Origin of the sequence: Citrobacter sp. Cc139 (assembly GCF_030334645.1) — a bacterium.
Taxonomy (GTDB): domain Bacteria; phylum Pseudomonadota; class Gammaproteobacteria; order Enterobacterales; family Enterobacteriaceae; genus Citrobacter; species Citrobacter werkmanii.
Genome location: NZ_JAOWDM010000090.1, coordinates 313,409 through 327,885, shown reverse-complemented (window position 1 = coordinate 327,885; position 14,477 = coordinate 313,409). Strand labels below are relative to the sequence as shown.

Below are 14,477 nucleotides of genomic sequence, written 5' to 3'. Positions count from 1 at the left end.
CAGGTTTCAACCATGCATTGTCGATGCAGATGCAACTTGAAGTATGGCGGGCATGAAAGTAATGTTGACCCACTTTAGCCGTTGTTTAAACGAATCCGAATCTCACATTATCAGGGGTGTAAAAATGGAAACTACCAAGCCTTCTTTCCAGGACGTGCTGGAATTTGTTCGTCTGTTCCGTCGTAAAAACAAACTGCAACGTGAAATCCAGGACGTTGAGAAAAAGATCCGTGACAACCAGAAACGTGTCCTGCTGTTGGACAACCTGAGCGACTACATCAAGCCAGGCATGAGCGTGGAAGCGATTCAGGGTATTATCGCTAGCATGAAAAGCGATTACGAAGATCGCGTTGATGATTACATCATCAAAAATGCTGAGATCTCAAAAGAGCGCCGCGATATTTCTAAGAAGCTGAAAGCCATGGGTGAACTGAAAAACGGCGAAGCGAAAGCTGAGTAACGATTTATGCTTGTCCGGGTCGCTGCTGTGCGGCGACCCTTATTGCAGTTCAACTCCGCCTGCGACCATTCGCAATAAATGCTGTTCTGGCCAGTGAACCGTCAGTTTTTTCTGTGTCAGCATCCATTTTATGTAATCCACATCATGACGCGTTCTGTCCAGCATCAGGCCGACAACGCTGCCGCTGTGCGCAACGTTAACGCCGTATAAATCACATTCCTCTACCAGCGCTAATAGTGAATCAAAATCTGGTTTCGGTAACAGCAACTGGCTGGCGGTTGCGCTTAGCGTGGCAGCTTCGCCCATCCGGTAAGGATTTTGGCTGATACAAGCTTCCTGTACCTTTTCCCATGCTCGTTTGAGGGCCGGAGCACCTGCCTGTAACCCGGAATGACGCGGAATACGGTGATAATCAGCAGTGCGCAATGTTTCCGGACTTTCGAGAACCAGCAGATCGAGTTGAGGCTGGGCTTCGCAGGCAATTTGCGTGGAGGCGTCGTTATGATCGAAAAGGGTAAGCTTACGAAAAACGGTGCTGTCGGTAGGCTCCAGCGAAACGCAAAGTTGCGCCAGCGTAGGCTCATCCAGGTGATGGCCCAGATGATGTGCTGTGGCGACAGCGGTGGCGGCAATATCTGCAGTGCTGCTGGCCATTCCTTTAGCGATGGGAATAGTTGACTGGACATCAATTCGGATATCCTGACTCATCTGCGCCGGGTATTGCCAGTGCTGCAATAGCCGATTAACCATCGCCCGTGAAAGTGGACGTTCCTCTGCCAGCGGCGAGCCTGAAGTGACTTCAACGGTGCTATACCATTCGACCGGGCAGGAGACTAATTTCTCACTGCCCAGAATCCAGCCCTGGATAAGTTCTCCGCACGATGCGGGACATTGCGCAACAGCCACGTCTTCACCTTTGTGATCAGCAATCTTCGGCGCATAGTGTCATGGCGATCATGCTATTACCATGATTTGCCGCAATTTGCGGTGCGGCAGCGCTAAGCGGGAATGCCCAATGTCACAGTTTCTGATATCGCTAAACGCATAACGTCCTGCGCTATCATCAGCTCTTCATTGGTATTAATCACCGCCACTTTAACCAGCGCATTTTCTGTCTGAATAAACGTGGCGTTTCGCTGATTTTTTTCTTCATCGACGGCCAGTCCCAGGAAATTCAGATTGCGACAAATTGCCGCTCGCGCCCGCGCTGAGTTCTCGCCGATCCCACCGGTAAATACCAGCGCGTCCAGGCCGCCCATCTGCATAATATAGCTGCCAATGGTGGCGCGAATGCGCTCGGCAAAAAGCGTCAACGCCAGCGCCGCCTGATGATTACCTGCATCTGCGGCATGTTCAACGTCGCGATAGTCAGGTGAGATCCCAGAAACGCCGAGTAAGCCGGATTCATTGTTGAGCAATTGGTTGAGCTGCTGCGGTGTCTTGCCTTCGCGCAGGGCAATCCACGGCAAAATAGACGGATCAATATCGCCACTTCGCGTGCCCATCATCACGCCAGACTGTGGCGTAAACCCCATAGAGGTATTAACTGATTGACCACCTTTGATGGCGCAGATGCTGCTGCCGTTGCCAAGATGACAACAAACGACGCGCAGGGCGCTGAGGGGCACCCCTAACTTTTCAGCAAGCTGGGCGCTGACATATTTGTGGCTGGTGCCATGAAATCCGTAACGACGAATACCCAGCTCTGAATAGTAACGCCAGGGCAGGGGATAAATGAAAGAAGGCTCGTCAAGCGTCTGATGAAAAGCGGTGTCAAAAACCGCCACGGCCGGCGTTTCGGGTAATTGCTGGCGAAATACTGCAATTCCCAACGCATTTACCGGGTTATGTAGCGGGGCCAGTTCCGCAAGGCGATCAATTTCCGCCAGCGTTTCATCGGTTACCAGTGCGGAATCTTTAAAAGATTCCCCGCCGTGTGCGACGCGATGCCCCACGCCGTCGATCTCCTGCAGACTGCTGATAATATTGTGGTTGAGCAGTTTTTCCAGGAGCAGCGTCACTGCTTCACGATGATCGGCTACGGGCAATATTTCCTGCCATTTTTGCGCAGGCGTTTTAAGGGTGACCTGCGCATCAGACATACCAATACGCTCGATCAACCCCTGACAAATCATTTCACCTTGTGGCATCGCCAGAAGCTGAAACTTGAGCGAGGAACTCCCCGCATTAATGGCCATTATTTTGTGAGACATGAAAGTTCCTTTGCATTCAGAAAAATGAACATCTCATCAACACCTGTATTCTCCAGCGCACTGGTGACAAACACTTTTTGCGCGCCAGCCTCGACTAACCAACTCTCAACGAGGGAAATGCGCTGCGGATTGGCTAAATCGGCTTTAGTGACGAGGCCAATGACGGGTCGGTTCATTGGGCCCGTGAAACCGGGAGAAAATGGCGACCACGGCGCGTCAGCATTGAGGACCAGCGCGATGATGTCTGCTTCACAGGCGCTGGCCAGCAGCGCACTGTACAGACAGCGGTTTTCAAGATATTCGCCCGGTGTGTCTATCGCTGTGGGCGACCAGACTATGGCCTGGGTCTTCTGATAGTGAAGCGCTTCTCCCCGCATGCATTGTGTGAGCGACGTTTTTCCGCACTGGCTGGGGCCGATTAGCATGATGCGTTTCATGAGATTACGTCCGGGTGATGGGGCAAGCGGTAAAACGCATCATTTCGCCCAGCGTTCGGGTTACCTGTTTCAGCGCGTACTCAACGGCGGAGACGTCGCCCGTCAGTACCACTGCGCCGGTAAATCGGTCGAGAAAACCAATCTCTACCGCTCCGGATTTCGTGGCGATATCGCAGGCGATAATTGAGGCTTCGCTGGGGGTAATCGTCAAAATCCCGATTGCGGATACTGAATCCTGTAATCCCAGTTTCTTGAACAAATCTTTTCCGGGATTGGCGATAAGATGCGCCAGCGTGACCTGCTTGCCAGGAACATATTCCTGGATCATACGATCCGTGGTGGGCTGTCTTTCCATTATCCCTCCACCATCTGCCGCCACATGCTTTCATGCGGGCGAGGTATGACAGAACGATAAACCAACAGGCCTTTTTCACCCGCGCTTTCACTGGCAACCGTTACTGCGTTATTCACATCGGATACATCGCCAGCGACAACCATGTAGCACTTGCCGCCAATACCAAATGCCATGTGCACGCGAACCAATGTGACATTGGAAGCTTTAACTGCGCGATCCGCGGCACAGATACAGGCCGCCACGCTCCATGTTTCAACAATCCCGACAGCCTGACGCTTATCCACGCTATTTAACCCGCTGATCGCCGGGAGTACGCTGGCATGGATATTAGGCAGTACCAGACTGTCAACGAGCATATCTCCAGCAAGAGATGTACCAGTGGCTATCGCCTGCTGTACTGCGCCTACGTCACCACCAAGCATAAGCAGGAATTTTCCCGGGCAGATGGTCTTGCTGACCAGTAAATTCACATTCGCGCTTTTTAACATGGCATCGCCAGCTTCCATTCCTTTGGCAATGCTGGTGAGTTCTAAGATCCCTATAGCCTGAGACATGATTAACCTCTTATTACCGTGATGGATTGCTCAGTGATTTCGCTGACAATACCGTCAATACTGGCGTGGACAGGCGCACCTAATGCGCCTGTCTGCACATCGGCAACGCATTGACCGCGAACAACGCGATCGCCTTGCTGCACACATGGGATGGCGCTGGCGCCAATATGCTGGCGTAGCAACAGCGTCGTTTCATCGGTGGAATAATCAGTCTCAGCCAATGGCGCATCGTGATACCAGTCGCTAAGACCCAGTTTGGTAATAAGGCGCTTAACCGGGATCAACCGGTACTTCGCCATTTCATCCTCAGGATTTAGCGGCCCTTCATAACGATGGTTGAGCGCCCGTAGTTCGCGTTTAAGCATGCGGTTGATTCGCATCGGCGATATTCCAACCGGACAGGCAACGCTTTCACAGACATTGCATTCTGAACAGGTCAGGGCTGTGAGCAGCAGTTGTGGTGTGGCCGCCTGCTGATAATTAACCGCGCGAACCAGCAGATGTGGTGATAATTCATGGCCGATTAAGTGCCTTGGGCACAAATCCGTACACAAACGGCACTGCTCGCATACGGTTTTTGCGACGGAAAGCACGGTGCGTTCATCCTGCATTCGCCGCTGAATCAGCGCATGAGATTTTGGTAAAACCAGCAACCCACCGGTGGTCTTGCTGACGGGGGTATCCAGGGAGGTAATAAGACCGCCCATCATCGGGCCGCCATTAATAAATCCTGGATCGTCAACGGTTGCGCCTCCCGCCAGCGCCAGCACCTCGCGAAGTGACATCCCGATAGGGACAGTGAGTGTGATGGGTTTGGCGACTGCGCCGTTGACGGTCAACGTACGACGGGTAACGGGATATTGCTGTTCAACCGCTCTGGCGATGTTGAGCACGGTCTGGACGTTATTAACCACCACGCCGACGCTGACCGGCAGTGCGGCAGGTGGGACCCTCCGGCCTGTTGCCATCCAGATGGTCAGCACCTCGTCACCGGCCGGGTAGACATCAGGTAAAATGTGTAACCGGATATCGGCAGGTAGCAGAGGAGCTAACGCATTGATAGCCTTCTGATATTTCTCTTTGAGCGCAATAATACCGGCACTGGCTCCGGTAGCCGTCATGGCATATTTAACGCCGCGAATAAGTCGGCCTGCCTGGACGCTCATCAATTGCTGGTCAACTTTTAACATCGGTTCACATTCGGCGGCATTCACCAGAAATGTATCGACCTGCGCCTGTAATTTTACGTGCGCAGGAAAGCCTGCACCGCCGGCTCCAACAACGCCAGCAGCCCGAACGCGTTCGCGTATCGTCTGCGCATCATAAAGCGTGGACTCTGCCGTCATGGCTGTATTCATAATAATTCCTCAAGCAGTTCCTGCATGGCACTGGCGTCGGCAACACGAGGATTGGTTTGCAGCGTGACATCAGCCAGCGCGGCCTGAACCATCGACGGTATACGCTGTGACCAGTTTTGCTTTCCGTCTTTGAGTGCGTCAACGAAAGAAGGTAACGCACACTGTTTTTTGAGAAGCTCAATGTGATGAATGAGCGCATTCAGCGCAGCCGTATCGTTCGCGTTATCCGGGCATAAATGGCAGGCTTTAGCGAAACGGGCATAGCGCTTCGCGGCCCTGGGGTCGCGGGCATTAAAATGAATGACAGGGGTCAGCAGCAGTGCATTGGCAAGTCCGTGGGGCAGATGAAACTGGCCGCCCAACTGATGGGCAATCGCATGGTTTATACCCAACCCCGCCTGGCTAAATGCCATTCCTGCGAGCGTTGACGCGTTGTGCATTTTCCCCCTGGTTGCCAGACACTCGCCTTTGCTGACGGCGACGGGAAGGTACTGGAAGACGATTTGTGCCGCTTTTTCCGCCAGCGCGTCGGTGAAATCGCTGGCCTTCGTGGACACGTAAGCCTCCAGCGCATGCGTCAGGACGTCCATGCCGGTATTCGCGGTGATGGCAGGAGGTACGCTGACAACCAGCGTTGGATCGAGGATGGCCATATCCGGGTAAAGCGCATTGTCAAACAAGGGATATTTAATGCCTTTATCCGGATCGCTAATCACGCAGGCGCTGGTCACTTCCGAGCCTGTGCCGCTGGTGGTGGGAATAGCAACACAGGTTTCGATTTCAATACCAAACTGTCGGCTGAACCAAACGATGGCTTTCGCGGCATCCAGCGCTGAGCCTCCGCCAAAACCAATGACAACATCCGGTCGCAGGGACTGCATTTGCGCAATCCCTTGCACCACCGTGCTAATGGTTGGGTCGGGGGTAATATCGCTGAAAATGCTGATGCGATTATCCGCAGGAAGCGTGTTGCGCAGCTTTTCAATCACAGGAGAACGCGCCAGAAAACCATCGCAGATAATCCAGATATGCTTATTCGTGAAACGCTTGAGCACATCCAGGCTTCCCTGGCCGCTGAATAATCGAGTTTGCAGTGAAAAGCTTTTCATAACGGCCCCATTAGCGAATAGAAAAACCGTTTGTCAGCACGCAACGACGAGAACGTGCGAAAGTACGTGCCGATGTTGTTCCTTCACCGGTCGGCGTCGCAATTGTGAAAGTGGTAAAGCCTTCACCACCCACGCCAATCCCGGCGTAAGAGGGGCCATTTTTCACAAAAATGGAGGTCTGAAGCGTGCGTGCGGCAAGATTCAAACGCGACACATTCTGTGAATGCATAATGGCGGTGTGATGCAATCCCTCTTCAACTTTCAGAGCCAACGTTAACGCACTGTCAAAATCGTTCACCGTGACGATGGGGAGCATTGGCATTAGCTGCTCGCTGGTAACCCACGGGTCGTCAGCCTTGACGATACCTATCAGTAATCGAGGCGCTTTTGCCGGAACAGGTATTCCTGCGGCTTCCAGTAAGGTGGCCGGGCTTTTTCCTACCAGCTTTTTATTGGCCATGCCTTCGGGCAAACAGACTGCCCGCAGTTTGTCTACCTCTTCGCTCGTGAGAAGCAGTGCGCCAAAAGACTGCATTTGTTGAACCAGGCGTTCGGCAACGGCACTAACAACAATCAGGCTCTTCTCAGCAATGCAGGGGAGGTTGTAATCAAAAGATGCGCCGTTGATGATATCTTCCGCCGCCTTAACCAGGTCGGCTGTTTCATCGACAATACAGGGAGGGTTGCCTGCGCCTGCGCCAATGACTTTTTTCCCGCTTTTCATACCCATAGCAACAATGCCTGGGCCACCGGTAATCGCCAGAACTGCGATTTTAGGGTGTGCCATCATCTGCTGGGTAGCCTCAAAGGTGGGTTCTGTGACCGTGACGACAAGATTCCGGATCCCGCAGCAGCGGAAAACAATATCCTCAATCATGGCAATCAGTTTCAGTGAGACCACTTTAGCGCCCGGATGCGGGCTAAAATAAACGCTGTTCCCCGCAGCCAGCATACTGATGCTGTTGTTAATTATGGTTTCCGTCGGGTTGGTACTGGGGGCGACGGAGCCAATCACGCCAAACGGTGAATACTCGAATAACACCATGCCGCCATCACCGGTCAGTGCCGTGGTGGTGAGATCTTCGATCCCTGGAGTATTGTCCAGCGCAGCTTTATTCTTGAGGAATTTATCCTCTTTGTTGCCCATTCCTGTTTCAGCTGCGCTCTCAGCGGCCAGGGAAGCAAGATGAGGGGTCAGTTCTTCTCGCAGGGCGTGAATGATGGCACTGCGGGTTTTTAATGGCGATTGCTGGTAACGTAAAAAAGCCTGATGCGCGGCTTCGATAGCTTCACCCACGGACGGAAAAATTCCGTTTCCTTTGGTTTCTGTTTTTGCCGGGGCGAGTTGTTCACTCAAAATGTTACGGATGAGGGTTTCAAGTTCTGAAGTATTCATTGATGTGTTCTCACGTTAATCGCCGCAATGGCCGTTTCTGCAATGTCCATATCCTGTTCAACGCTTCCCCCGCTGATGCCAAGCCCCCCAAGGAGTAGACCCTCTCGCCATAATGCGTATCCGCCACCAAAAGTGACGACTTTTCCTTGCATATGGCTTTCCAGACCGTAAAGCGCCGCGCCTGGTTGCACCGCTGACGTTAATTCATGCGTGGCGGTTTTCATCGCCACGGCGGTCCAGGCTTTTTTGGGTGCCAGTTCGCTACTGACGAGCAATGCGTCAGGCATACGCCAGGTCACCGTTTGGGTCCCGTTCGCATCAACAATGCTGATGACGACCGGAACCTGAAGTTCTTCTGCTCTCGTCACCGCAGCGCGAGTCAGTTGATGGAGCTCCTGAAAAGACAGAGACATAGTCGGCTCCTTTATGGCTGATGTACGGATGGCGGCGAGATAACGCTCAGCCACTTTCTGAATAATGTCGTTTTGATGGGCGTCATGATCTTCTGCCCGTGCGAGCGCATATAAGCAGTCGGACAGACGATTGATGTAACGCATCAGCACATGTCTGACGGCGATATCGGCAGAAAGCTCCACCAGTCGCCTCTCTGCGCGGCGAGCCAGCGTACGGGCAAAATGTAGACGGCTGGCCGCTTCGCTGCGGCCCGGTAAAATAAAGCTGCGCAGCGGCGGTACTCTCCCCATCGCGGTATCGATGGCGGTTTCCAGCGCTGCAATTTCTTCTGAACTGATGTAGCGCTGCTCTGGGTTTGGTTGTTGGCTCTCGCTGGCGAGTTCGGCGCTGAACCAAAAAAGCTGCAGTTGAATGTTTTCAAGTAACTGGCGGTGCTGCGGGCTTTTCGCCGCACAAATACACAGGCTAAGCGCCGCATTGAGTTCGTCCAGCGTCCCGTAAGCCTCGACGCGCGGATGCGTTTTGCTTACGCGTTGCCCGGTAAAGAGGGCCGTTGTGCCGGCATCGCCAGTGCGGGTATAAATCGCCATAGTTCCTCCTAACGAGAAAGCGTGTCGACAATGCCGACAATAGCCAGATCGATGGCCTCATTTGGGCCGGAGAAAACGTGCCGGGCACTGGAGCCGCTGCTGAGTAAAACCAGTTCGCCGGTTCCTGCGCCGACAGAATCAACGGCGACTTCGTCCCCGGTCGTCGGGGAGGCTGGCAGCTCTCCGTCAACACTCACCCGACGTACCAGTAATAGCTTTTTCCCCACCAGTGAAGGGGACTTTTGCGTGGAGACAACAACGCCTGTAACCCGTGCCAGATGCATAGCTCACTCCTGCTTAATTAATTGGACATTTCGCGTACTGACAGCTTCCTGAGCCAGCGCAGTGACGACACATCGACGGCGTAGCACTAAAACCGCATCGTGCAATTGGGCGACGTCGGCGTAACTGAGAAGTTTGTCAGGATGCAGAACGATGGCTCGCCCCAGTTCGTCCCCAAACTCCAGCGGCAGACGCGCGAGTTTTTTCACGGGTACTGCGGGTAACAATTGGTGATGTAGTGAAATTTTCACGCGGACTCCGCATGCCAGCGCTTCGTGGATCGTGACTACCGACATATTGGCAGAGCTGCTTTCGACAATTTGCTCCAGCAGGAGCAGGTCAGCCTGCAAAATGTGCAGTGACGAGTATTGGCAGCATAGTACCCGTGGGTCTATTTCCCGTAACTGCGCGACGCTGAGGGAGATCGTGCTTGCCGCGCGTTTTTTTAATCGGGAAACAACCTCCTCGATAATGCGTTGCAGCAGTTCGTTGTTCATTGTGAAGTCACCAGTGTGGCGAATGCCTGCGGATTCTCCGCCCCTGCGGCATTGGCTTCGTCGGTATCAATATGCATCTCAAGGCGCATATCCGGCGAAACGCGTACGGCGACGTTATCGAAAATCAGCCGGCGTTCATCGCCATTAATGGCGACCGAGACTTTATCACCATGGGAAACCCGCAGAATCAGGGCATCGAGCGGCGACATATGGATATGCCGTTGAGCAACGATGACGCCGGATGTTAAGTCCAGTTCAGCAAATGGACTGACAAGGCGAATACCCGGCGTGCCCTGAATATTGCCCGACATACGCAGCGGGGCAGCAATACCTAGCGTACGGGCATCGGTACGTGAAATTTCAACCTGACTGGCGCTACGTAGCGGGCCGAGTAAACGCACATTTTTTAACTGTCCTTTAGGTCCGACCAGCGTGACGGTCTGCTCTGCAGCGTATTGTCCGGGCTGCAATAGCCCTTTTTTCATGCTGATAGGCTGATTGGGAAACAAACGGACGTAATCTTCAGTGCAAAGATGAATATGACGATTAGAGATCCCCAGCGGAATAGGGCGCTCGCGCATTTCATCCAGAACTTTGGTGACCGTTGACTTGAGTTGCTGTTTATCCATCACGCTTTACCTCGTTTGCCAGAGTGCAGACAAAGAGAACGGGGCTCACCTTTCTGGCGGGTACAGGCTGGGTCAAGGCACAGATTGCAGCTAATCAACTCCGCATTTTGCGGCGCTTCGGACGCTGTGCTGTCCACCAACATCTCTTCTTGCGGCTCGACCTGGATGGGGGCGGGTGTTGGCTCAGGTTCCGGTGTAACGCTATGTGACAGGATTCCGTCCCCTGGTCTGGAAATGACTTTGTGAGCCACCAGCCCCTCGCGTTGGTCCGCGAAACTGACACCGGTAGAAATGGCCGCCTGCACGGAGGCCACATCTCCGATTATCTTGATCACCGTCCAGCCTGAACCGTTAGTTTTTTCGAGGCCCACCAGCGTGATGGAGGCGGCTTTCGCCATGACGTCCGCGCAACTGATGGCTAATGCCAGACCACTAACTTCGAGTAATCCCAGTGATTGCTTCACGCTGTGCTCCTTGGTTGCAACGACTTATGCGGATTTAGGTAAAATGGCTTCAACGTCGCTGTGCGGACGCGGGATAACGTGGCAGGATTTCACCTCGCCAACGGCGCTTGCAGCTGCGCTTCCTGCATCTACTGCGGCTTTCACCGCGCCGACATCGCCGCGAACCATCACGGTGATCAGACCTGAGCCGATTTTTTCGTAACCGACCAACTGCACGTTTGCGGATTTCACCATGGCATCAGCGGCTTCAATAGCGCCGACAAGCCCTTTTGTTTCAACCAGTCCCAGTGCGTTATTCATACTGCTTGTCTCCTGTGGGTTATGAGTGGCATTCCCGGAATGGAATGCCTTTAACCAGCCGCGCAGCGTTATTACCGATGCTGCGACGAGCGTGGTTATCTTGTTGATACATCAGCGTAAAAAGCGGCGCTGACGCGGGTAGATTTTTGTAGTGCACGACCAGTTTTTCGCGACTGCAGCCAATGCCAACCAGCAGCGGCGACTGGCATGCGGCGAGCCATCCGTTGTGGATAACGTCGGCTGAATGGTTCTCCTGAATCACAAACGGGATCCCTTCTTCTTCAATACCCAGCAGCACGTCGTTCCAGGTGTCAGCACAGTCACCGGTGGTGAAGATAACGATAGCGGGCGTGTTGAGATTACTTTCCATGAGCGAACGCCTTGTGCCAGGAGAGAATCAGCCCGGTCGCGACCGCATTGCGCGGACCCTCGGTGCCACGAATGTTGCCGCGCCCGGCAACCAGGCGATAATGCGCCAGCGCATCGGTGACCAGTTGCGGTACTTCGAAGTCCAGGGACGAGCCGCCAACCAGCACCACAAAGGGAATATCCCGAATGTTCCCGGTCGGACTCACCTGACGTAACGCTCTGAGCGCGTTGGTGACAAAAACGCGCTCCTTGGCGCTGCGGCGAATGGCCCGTACTTTCTCCAGCGCCAGTTCGCCTGGCAGGGGCACCAGCTCATCAGGTTTTACTACGCACACGCGGGCAAAAACCGTTGGCGGAAGAGGCTCAGGGAAGAACTGAACGCTGCCATCTTCGTGGCGAAGATGGAACAAGCTCTCAACTTTCGCTAGCGGGTACTTTTTGATCTCTTCGGCCAGATAACGGTCATCCAGCCCCAGTTCACGGGCAATAATCATCGTGACCATATCGCCCGCGCCCGCCAGGTGTGTGGCAATAATTTCGCCTTTCGGGTTGATGATGGAGGCGTCGGTCGATCCCGCACCGAGATCCAGAATAGCCAGTGGTCGCGTCGTACCCGGAGTGGTTAAGGCCCCGAGAATGGCCGCTTCGGCTTCAGCCCCGCCAACCTGGACATCAATGTTGAGCTTTTGCGTGATCTCCTGGGCAATCATTGCCATTTGCAGGCGATCTGATTTCACCATTGAGGCAATACCGACAGCCTGTTCCAGCGAAAACTCACCGGCAAGTCCACCGGTCACGCTGACGGGAACCGAGGTATCAACCGCCAGTAGATCCTGAATAAAGATTTCCTGACTGGGTTTGTTGGTTAATTCAGCCATTGTCTGGCGTACATGTTCCAGCATGCCGCCAATATTGGTCCCCGCTTCGCCAGTAACGTTATCCAGTTTCGGGCACTCGCCAACGGCTTTCATAATCGCGTCAGCGCCTGCTGCAACGTCGACGCGTACGGTACGCCCTTGTGACTGTAGCTCCAGATTCCCGGCGGGAATGGCTCGTGCTTTCACATCGCCTGACGGCGTTTTCACCACCACGGCAGAGCGGTTGCCGATCAGCGCGCGCGCCATCGGGACAATGTTTTTAGTCTCGTCGGCATTGAGACCAAAGACAGTTGCAATCCCGTAGGGGTTAGAAAGCGTTTCAATGACCTTTCCGGGAACCGCGACCTCAATAGCAGCTAACATACCCAATGGGATACGGTCGATATGAAGCACTTCATCCACGATGGGCAGGGGGTGAGTCAGACGATTGCTGACCAACACGCCATCGTCTTGCTGCAAAATTACGCCAGTTAACTGGTATCCGGCGCGTACCGAGGCATTAATCATCGTGGCGACATCGGCGAAATCAAATGCCGATGACACCACCAGAATATAAGGTGTATCCGCCGGACGGCTGAGCAGCTCTTCCGGCGTAATAGTAATGCCAACACCCAGCCCGACACCGCCCGGCGTTTTAGGGTTATGGCCGATCATGGTGGATTCAGTGATGATGGTTTCGGTGATTGTTTCCATCGCCACGTCGCCAATGACCGGAGTGGCTTCGTTAATACGGATGAGCGAAATATCGCTGACATTGATGCCGGCGTTTTTTGCTGCCAGCGTAAGTGCCTCCTGAATGCCAAACACATTACGCAATGTGCCTTTTATCCCGGTAGTTTCTGCCAGGGCGCTGTTGGTAATACACAGCGCGCCAGACTCATCCAGGGTAGCCAGAGCGACTTCCGTTGATGAGTTACCTATATCAATGCCAGCTATATATCGCATGATCCTGTCCCTGAGTTAGTCGTCGCCTTTGAGTTTTTTACGCTCAACATACAGCGCTGCCGCTTCACGAACGAAAGCCGCACAGATCTTTGCCTGATAACGATTTTCGAGATCGTCAGCGATAGCCATCAGCTCATCTTTAGTCGAGCGATACGGGCGTAGCGCGTTGTAGATCTCCAGGATGCGATCGTCAGGTACAGCGGTTAGCTCTGCGGCGCGCTCAAAGTTCATCGCCAGCCTGTCACGCCCGGCATCTTTGGCGATTTCCGCCTGCAGGCGCAGCGTTTCAGGCGTGATGCGCATGTCCTGTGCCGTCACCTTGTTGCTCAGAACATTTTCGAGCGTGAAGTCATCCAGGGTTTTGTTGGTCGCGGTTTTTACCCACTCAGGATGTTTATTCGCAAGAGGGTAATCCGTGACTTTCGCGGTATGTGCTGATGAACTTGCCGCAACCGGAGTAGCGGACTCGCCTTGCAGGCTGTTCATCCGGCTCAGCACATCCCGAACCATCGATTCAATTGCGTCGGTATTCATGGAGTTATCCTTTATCAAAGCGCCACGCGCAGTTCCTGCGGGTTTTTGCCCGTCACGACATATTTGGTCTCTTTAATGTGCAGAATGGCCGATTTCGCCTGGTACTTAGGTCGAGCCATCTGGTCATTCAGAGTAGGGACCGGTTGCGGAGATTCACGCTTGGCATAACGCGCGGCGTTTTTACCGATCTGACGATAGGTTTCCAGCGTCAGAAGCGGCGCCTGAGGGAACAGTTCCAGATTAGAAAGCGGCGGTAATCCCTGTTGGTGGATAACCGTGGTGCCTTTTGACTGGATGCCGATAGAGATCCCGGAACCGCTCAGACGGTTGCCTTCCACGGCGACAAACGCGACATCAGAGGATTTAAAGCAGCGGATAACGCGTGCTTTAATGCCTTCCTCTTCAATCCCGGCAATCACTTCGCGCAAGATATTCTTATGCGGGATCCCGACGATATTGACGGTTTGTGAGAGCCCGAACGCTGGACCTACGGCAATAATCACTTCGTCTTGCTGCTGACCTTGTTTAGCTTCGCCAATCTCGGTCAGAAAACTGTCGCTCTGTACCGCTGCGGCCTGCGGCGCGCTTGCCGCTGTCGATGCGTGGAATGAGACGGGTTTGTCGCTGGTCTGCATTTCAGACAGCACGTCTTCAATTATCTGGCGCAGCAGCTTTTCATTAATTTCCATTTTT

Annotated in this window: 19 protein-coding genes; 1 reads left to right on the top strand and 18 read right to left on the bottom strand. The window is 53.7% G+C overall.

The window, feature by feature from the left end:
- Positions 1–124: 124 nt before the first annotated feature.
- On the top strand, positions 125–460 hold the full coding sequence (locus OGV69_RS17995; protein ID WP_032939582.1) for a DUF496 family protein: 336 nt from the start codon (positions 125–127) through the stop codon (positions 458–460).
- Between the two features lie 39 nt (positions 461–499).
- Here the strand turns inward: OGV69_RS17995 and OGV69_RS17990 are convergent, their stop codons facing one another.
- The 18 genes from OGV69_RS17990 to pduD all read right to left on the bottom strand — a co-directional run bounded on the left by OGV69_RS17990 (position 500) and on the right by pduD (position 14,473).
- Positions 500–1,366, bottom strand: coding sequence for a GHMP family kinase ATP-binding protein (locus OGV69_RS17990; protein ID WP_069323530.1), 867 nt, complete (start codon positions 1,364–1,366; stop codon positions 500–502).
- Between the two features lie 92 nt (positions 1,367–1,458).
- A complete protein-coding gene (locus OGV69_RS17985; RefSeq protein ID WP_069323531.1) occupies positions 1,459–2,673 on the bottom strand; it encodes an acetate/propionate family kinase in 1,215 nt (404 codons plus the stop codon).
- The gene (gene pduV / locus OGV69_RS17980) at positions 2,658–3,110 is read right to left on the bottom strand and encodes a propanediol utilization protein PduV (protein ID WP_038641695.1); all 453 of its coding nucleotides are present in this window, start codon (positions 3,108–3,110) and stop codon (positions 2,658–2,660) included. Before pduV ends, OGV69_RS17985 begins: the two co-directional genes overlap by 16 nt.
- 4 nt (positions 3,111–3,114) lie before the next feature.
- Positions 3,115–3,465, bottom strand: a complete 351-nt coding sequence (gene pduU, locus OGV69_RS17975; RefSeq protein ID WP_032939586.1) for a propanediol utilization microcompartment protein PduU — start codon at positions 3,463–3,465, stop codon at positions 3,115–3,117.
- Positions 3,465–4,019, bottom strand: a complete 555-nt coding sequence (gene pduT / locus OGV69_RS17970) for a propanediol utilization microcompartment protein PduT (RefSeq protein WP_003030201.1) — start codon at positions 4,017–4,019, stop codon at positions 3,465–3,467. Before pduT ends, pduU begins: the two co-directional genes overlap by 1 nt.
- Positions 4,020–4,021: 2 nt before the next feature.
- On the bottom strand, positions 4,022–5,377 hold the full coding sequence (gene pduS / locus OGV69_RS17965) for a cobalamin reductase PduS (protein WP_069323532.1): 1,356 nt from the start codon (positions 5,375–5,377) through the stop codon (positions 4,022–4,024).
- Positions 5,374–6,486, bottom strand: a complete 1,113-nt coding sequence (locus tag OGV69_RS17960) for a 1-propanol dehydrogenase PduQ (RefSeq protein WP_069323533.1) — start codon at positions 6,484–6,486, stop codon at positions 5,374–5,376. Before OGV69_RS17960 ends, pduS begins: the two co-directional genes overlap by 4 nt.
- Before the next feature lie 10 nt (positions 6,487–6,496).
- Positions 6,497–7,882: a CoA-acylating propionaldehyde dehydrogenase PduP gene (gene pduP / locus OGV69_RS17955; RefSeq protein ID WP_069323534.1), complete on the bottom strand. Its 1,386-nt coding sequence runs from the start codon at positions 7,880–7,882 to the stop codon at positions 6,497–6,499.
- Positions 7,879–8,886 (bottom strand): two-domain cob(I)yrinic acid a,c-diamide adenosyltransferase PduO, encoded by a 1,008-nt coding sequence (gene pduO / locus OGV69_RS17950; RefSeq protein WP_069323535.1) that lies wholly within the window; start codon positions 8,884–8,886, stop codon positions 7,879–7,881. Before pduO ends, pduP begins: the two co-directional genes overlap by 4 nt.
- Positions 8,887–8,894: 8 nt before the next feature.
- A complete protein-coding gene (locus OGV69_RS17945; protein WP_038641685.1) occupies positions 8,895–9,170 on the bottom strand; it encodes a EutN/CcmL family microcompartment protein in 276 nt (91 codons plus the stop codon).
- A gap of 3 nt (positions 9,171–9,173) precedes the next feature.
- Positions 9,174–9,665 carry a microcompartment protein PduM gene (pduM, locus tag OGV69_RS17940; protein WP_069323536.1) on the bottom strand — a complete coding sequence of 164 codons (492 nt, stop codon included), beginning with the start codon at positions 9,663–9,665 and terminating at the stop codon, positions 9,174–9,176.
- Positions 9,662–10,294: a phosphate propanoyltransferase gene (locus OGV69_RS17935; RefSeq protein ID WP_069323537.1), complete on the bottom strand. Its 633-nt coding sequence runs from the start codon at positions 10,292–10,294 to the stop codon at positions 9,662–9,664. The genes pduM and OGV69_RS17935 overlap by 4 nt, the downstream gene beginning before the upstream one ends.
- Complete coding sequence (locus OGV69_RS17930; protein WP_069323538.1) at positions 10,294–10,758, bottom strand: BMC domain-containing protein; 465 nt, start codon at positions 10,756–10,758, stop codon at positions 10,294–10,296. The genes OGV69_RS17935 and OGV69_RS17930 overlap by 1 nt, the downstream gene beginning before the upstream one ends.
- A 24-nt stretch (positions 10,759–10,782) precedes the next feature.
- Entirely contained in the window at positions 10,783–11,058 is a 276-nt protein-coding gene (gene pduJ / locus OGV69_RS17925; protein ID WP_001057752.1) for a propanediol utilization microcompartment protein PduJ, read from the bottom strand.
- A gap of 19 nt (positions 11,059–11,077) precedes the next feature.
- Positions 11,078–11,428 (bottom strand): glycerol dehydratase reactivase beta/small subunit family protein, encoded by a 351-nt coding sequence (locus OGV69_RS17920; protein WP_069323539.1) that lies wholly within the window; start codon positions 11,426–11,428, stop codon positions 11,078–11,080.
- Positions 11,418–13,250 carry a diol dehydratase reactivase subunit alpha gene (locus OGV69_RS17915; RefSeq protein WP_038641673.1) on the bottom strand — a complete coding sequence of 611 codons (1,833 nt, stop codon included), beginning with the start codon at positions 13,248–13,250 and terminating at the stop codon, positions 11,418–11,420. Before OGV69_RS17915 ends, OGV69_RS17920 begins: the two co-directional genes overlap by 11 nt.
- Before the next feature lie 15 nt (positions 13,251–13,265).
- Positions 13,266–13,784, bottom strand: a complete 519-nt coding sequence (pduE, locus tag OGV69_RS17910) for a propanediol dehydratase small subunit PduE (protein WP_016153529.1) — start codon at positions 13,782–13,784, stop codon at positions 13,266–13,268.
- Positions 13,785–13,798: 14 nt separating this feature from the next.
- Positions 13,799–14,473, bottom strand: a complete 675-nt coding sequence (pduD, locus tag OGV69_RS17905) for a propanediol dehydratase medium subunit PduD (protein ID WP_038641670.1) — start codon at positions 14,471–14,473, stop codon at positions 13,799–13,801.
- Between the last annotated feature and the right edge of the window lie 4 nt (positions 14,474–14,477).

Bases quoted from the DNA above. Each gene is read 5' to 3' on its own strand.
- OGV69_RS17995 (WP_032939582.1), top strand. From the start codon at position 125: ATGGAAACTACCAAGCCTTCTTTCCAGGACGTGCTGGAATTTGTTCGT.
- OGV69_RS17985 (WP_069323531.1), bottom strand. From the start codon at position 2,673: ATGTCTCACAAAATAATGGCCATTAATGCGGGGAGTTCCTCGCTCAAG.
- pduV (WP_038641695.1), bottom strand. From the start codon at position 3,110: ATGAAACGCATCATGCTAATCGGCCCCAGCCAGTGCGGAAAAACGTCG.
- pduU (WP_032939586.1), bottom strand. From the start codon at position 3,465: ATGGAAAGACAGCCCACCACGGATCGTATGATCCAGGAATATGTTCCT.
- pduT (WP_003030201.1), bottom strand. From the start codon at position 4,019: ATGTCTCAGGCTATAGGGATCTTAGAACTCACCAGCATTGCCAAAGGA.
- pduS (WP_069323532.1), bottom strand. From the start codon at position 5,377: ATGAATACAGCCATGACGGCAGAGTCCACGCTTTATGATGCGCAGACG.
- OGV69_RS17960 (WP_069323533.1), bottom strand. From the start codon at position 6,486: ATGAAAAGCTTTTCACTGCAAACTCGATTATTCAGCGGCCAGGGAAGC.
- pduP (WP_069323534.1), bottom strand. From the start codon at position 7,882: ATGAATACTTCAGAACTTGAAACCCTCATCCGTAACATTTTGAGTGAA.
- pduO (WP_069323535.1), bottom strand. From the start codon at position 8,886: ATGGCGATTTATACCCGCACTGGCGATGCCGGCACAACGGCCCTCTTT.
- OGV69_RS17945 (WP_038641685.1), bottom strand. From the start codon at position 9,170: ATGCATCTGGCACGGGTTACAGGCGTTGTTGTCTCCACGCAAAAGTCC.
- pduM (WP_069323536.1), bottom strand. From the start codon at position 9,665: ATGAACAACGAACTGCTGCAACGCATTATCGAGGAGGTTGTTTCCCGA.
- OGV69_RS17935 (WP_069323537.1), bottom strand. From the start codon at position 10,294: ATGGATAAACAGCAACTCAAGTCAACGGTCACCAAAGTTCTGGATGAA.
- pduJ (WP_001057752.1), bottom strand. From the start codon at position 11,058: ATGAATAACGCACTGGGACTGGTTGAAACAAAAGGGCTTGTCGGCGCT.
- OGV69_RS17920 (WP_069323539.1), bottom strand. From the start codon at position 11,428: ATGGAAAGTAATCTCAACACGCCCGCTATCGTTATCTTCACCACCGGT.
- OGV69_RS17915 (WP_038641673.1), bottom strand. From the start codon at position 13,250: ATGCGATATATAGCTGGCATTGATATAGGTAACTCATCAACGGAAGTC.
- pduE (WP_016153529.1), bottom strand. From the start codon at position 13,784: ATGAATACCGACGCAATTGAATCGATGGTTCGGGATGTGCTGAGCCGG.
- pduD (WP_038641670.1), bottom strand. From the start codon at position 14,473: ATGGAAATTAATGAAAAGCTGCTGCGCCAGATAATTGAAGACGTGCTG.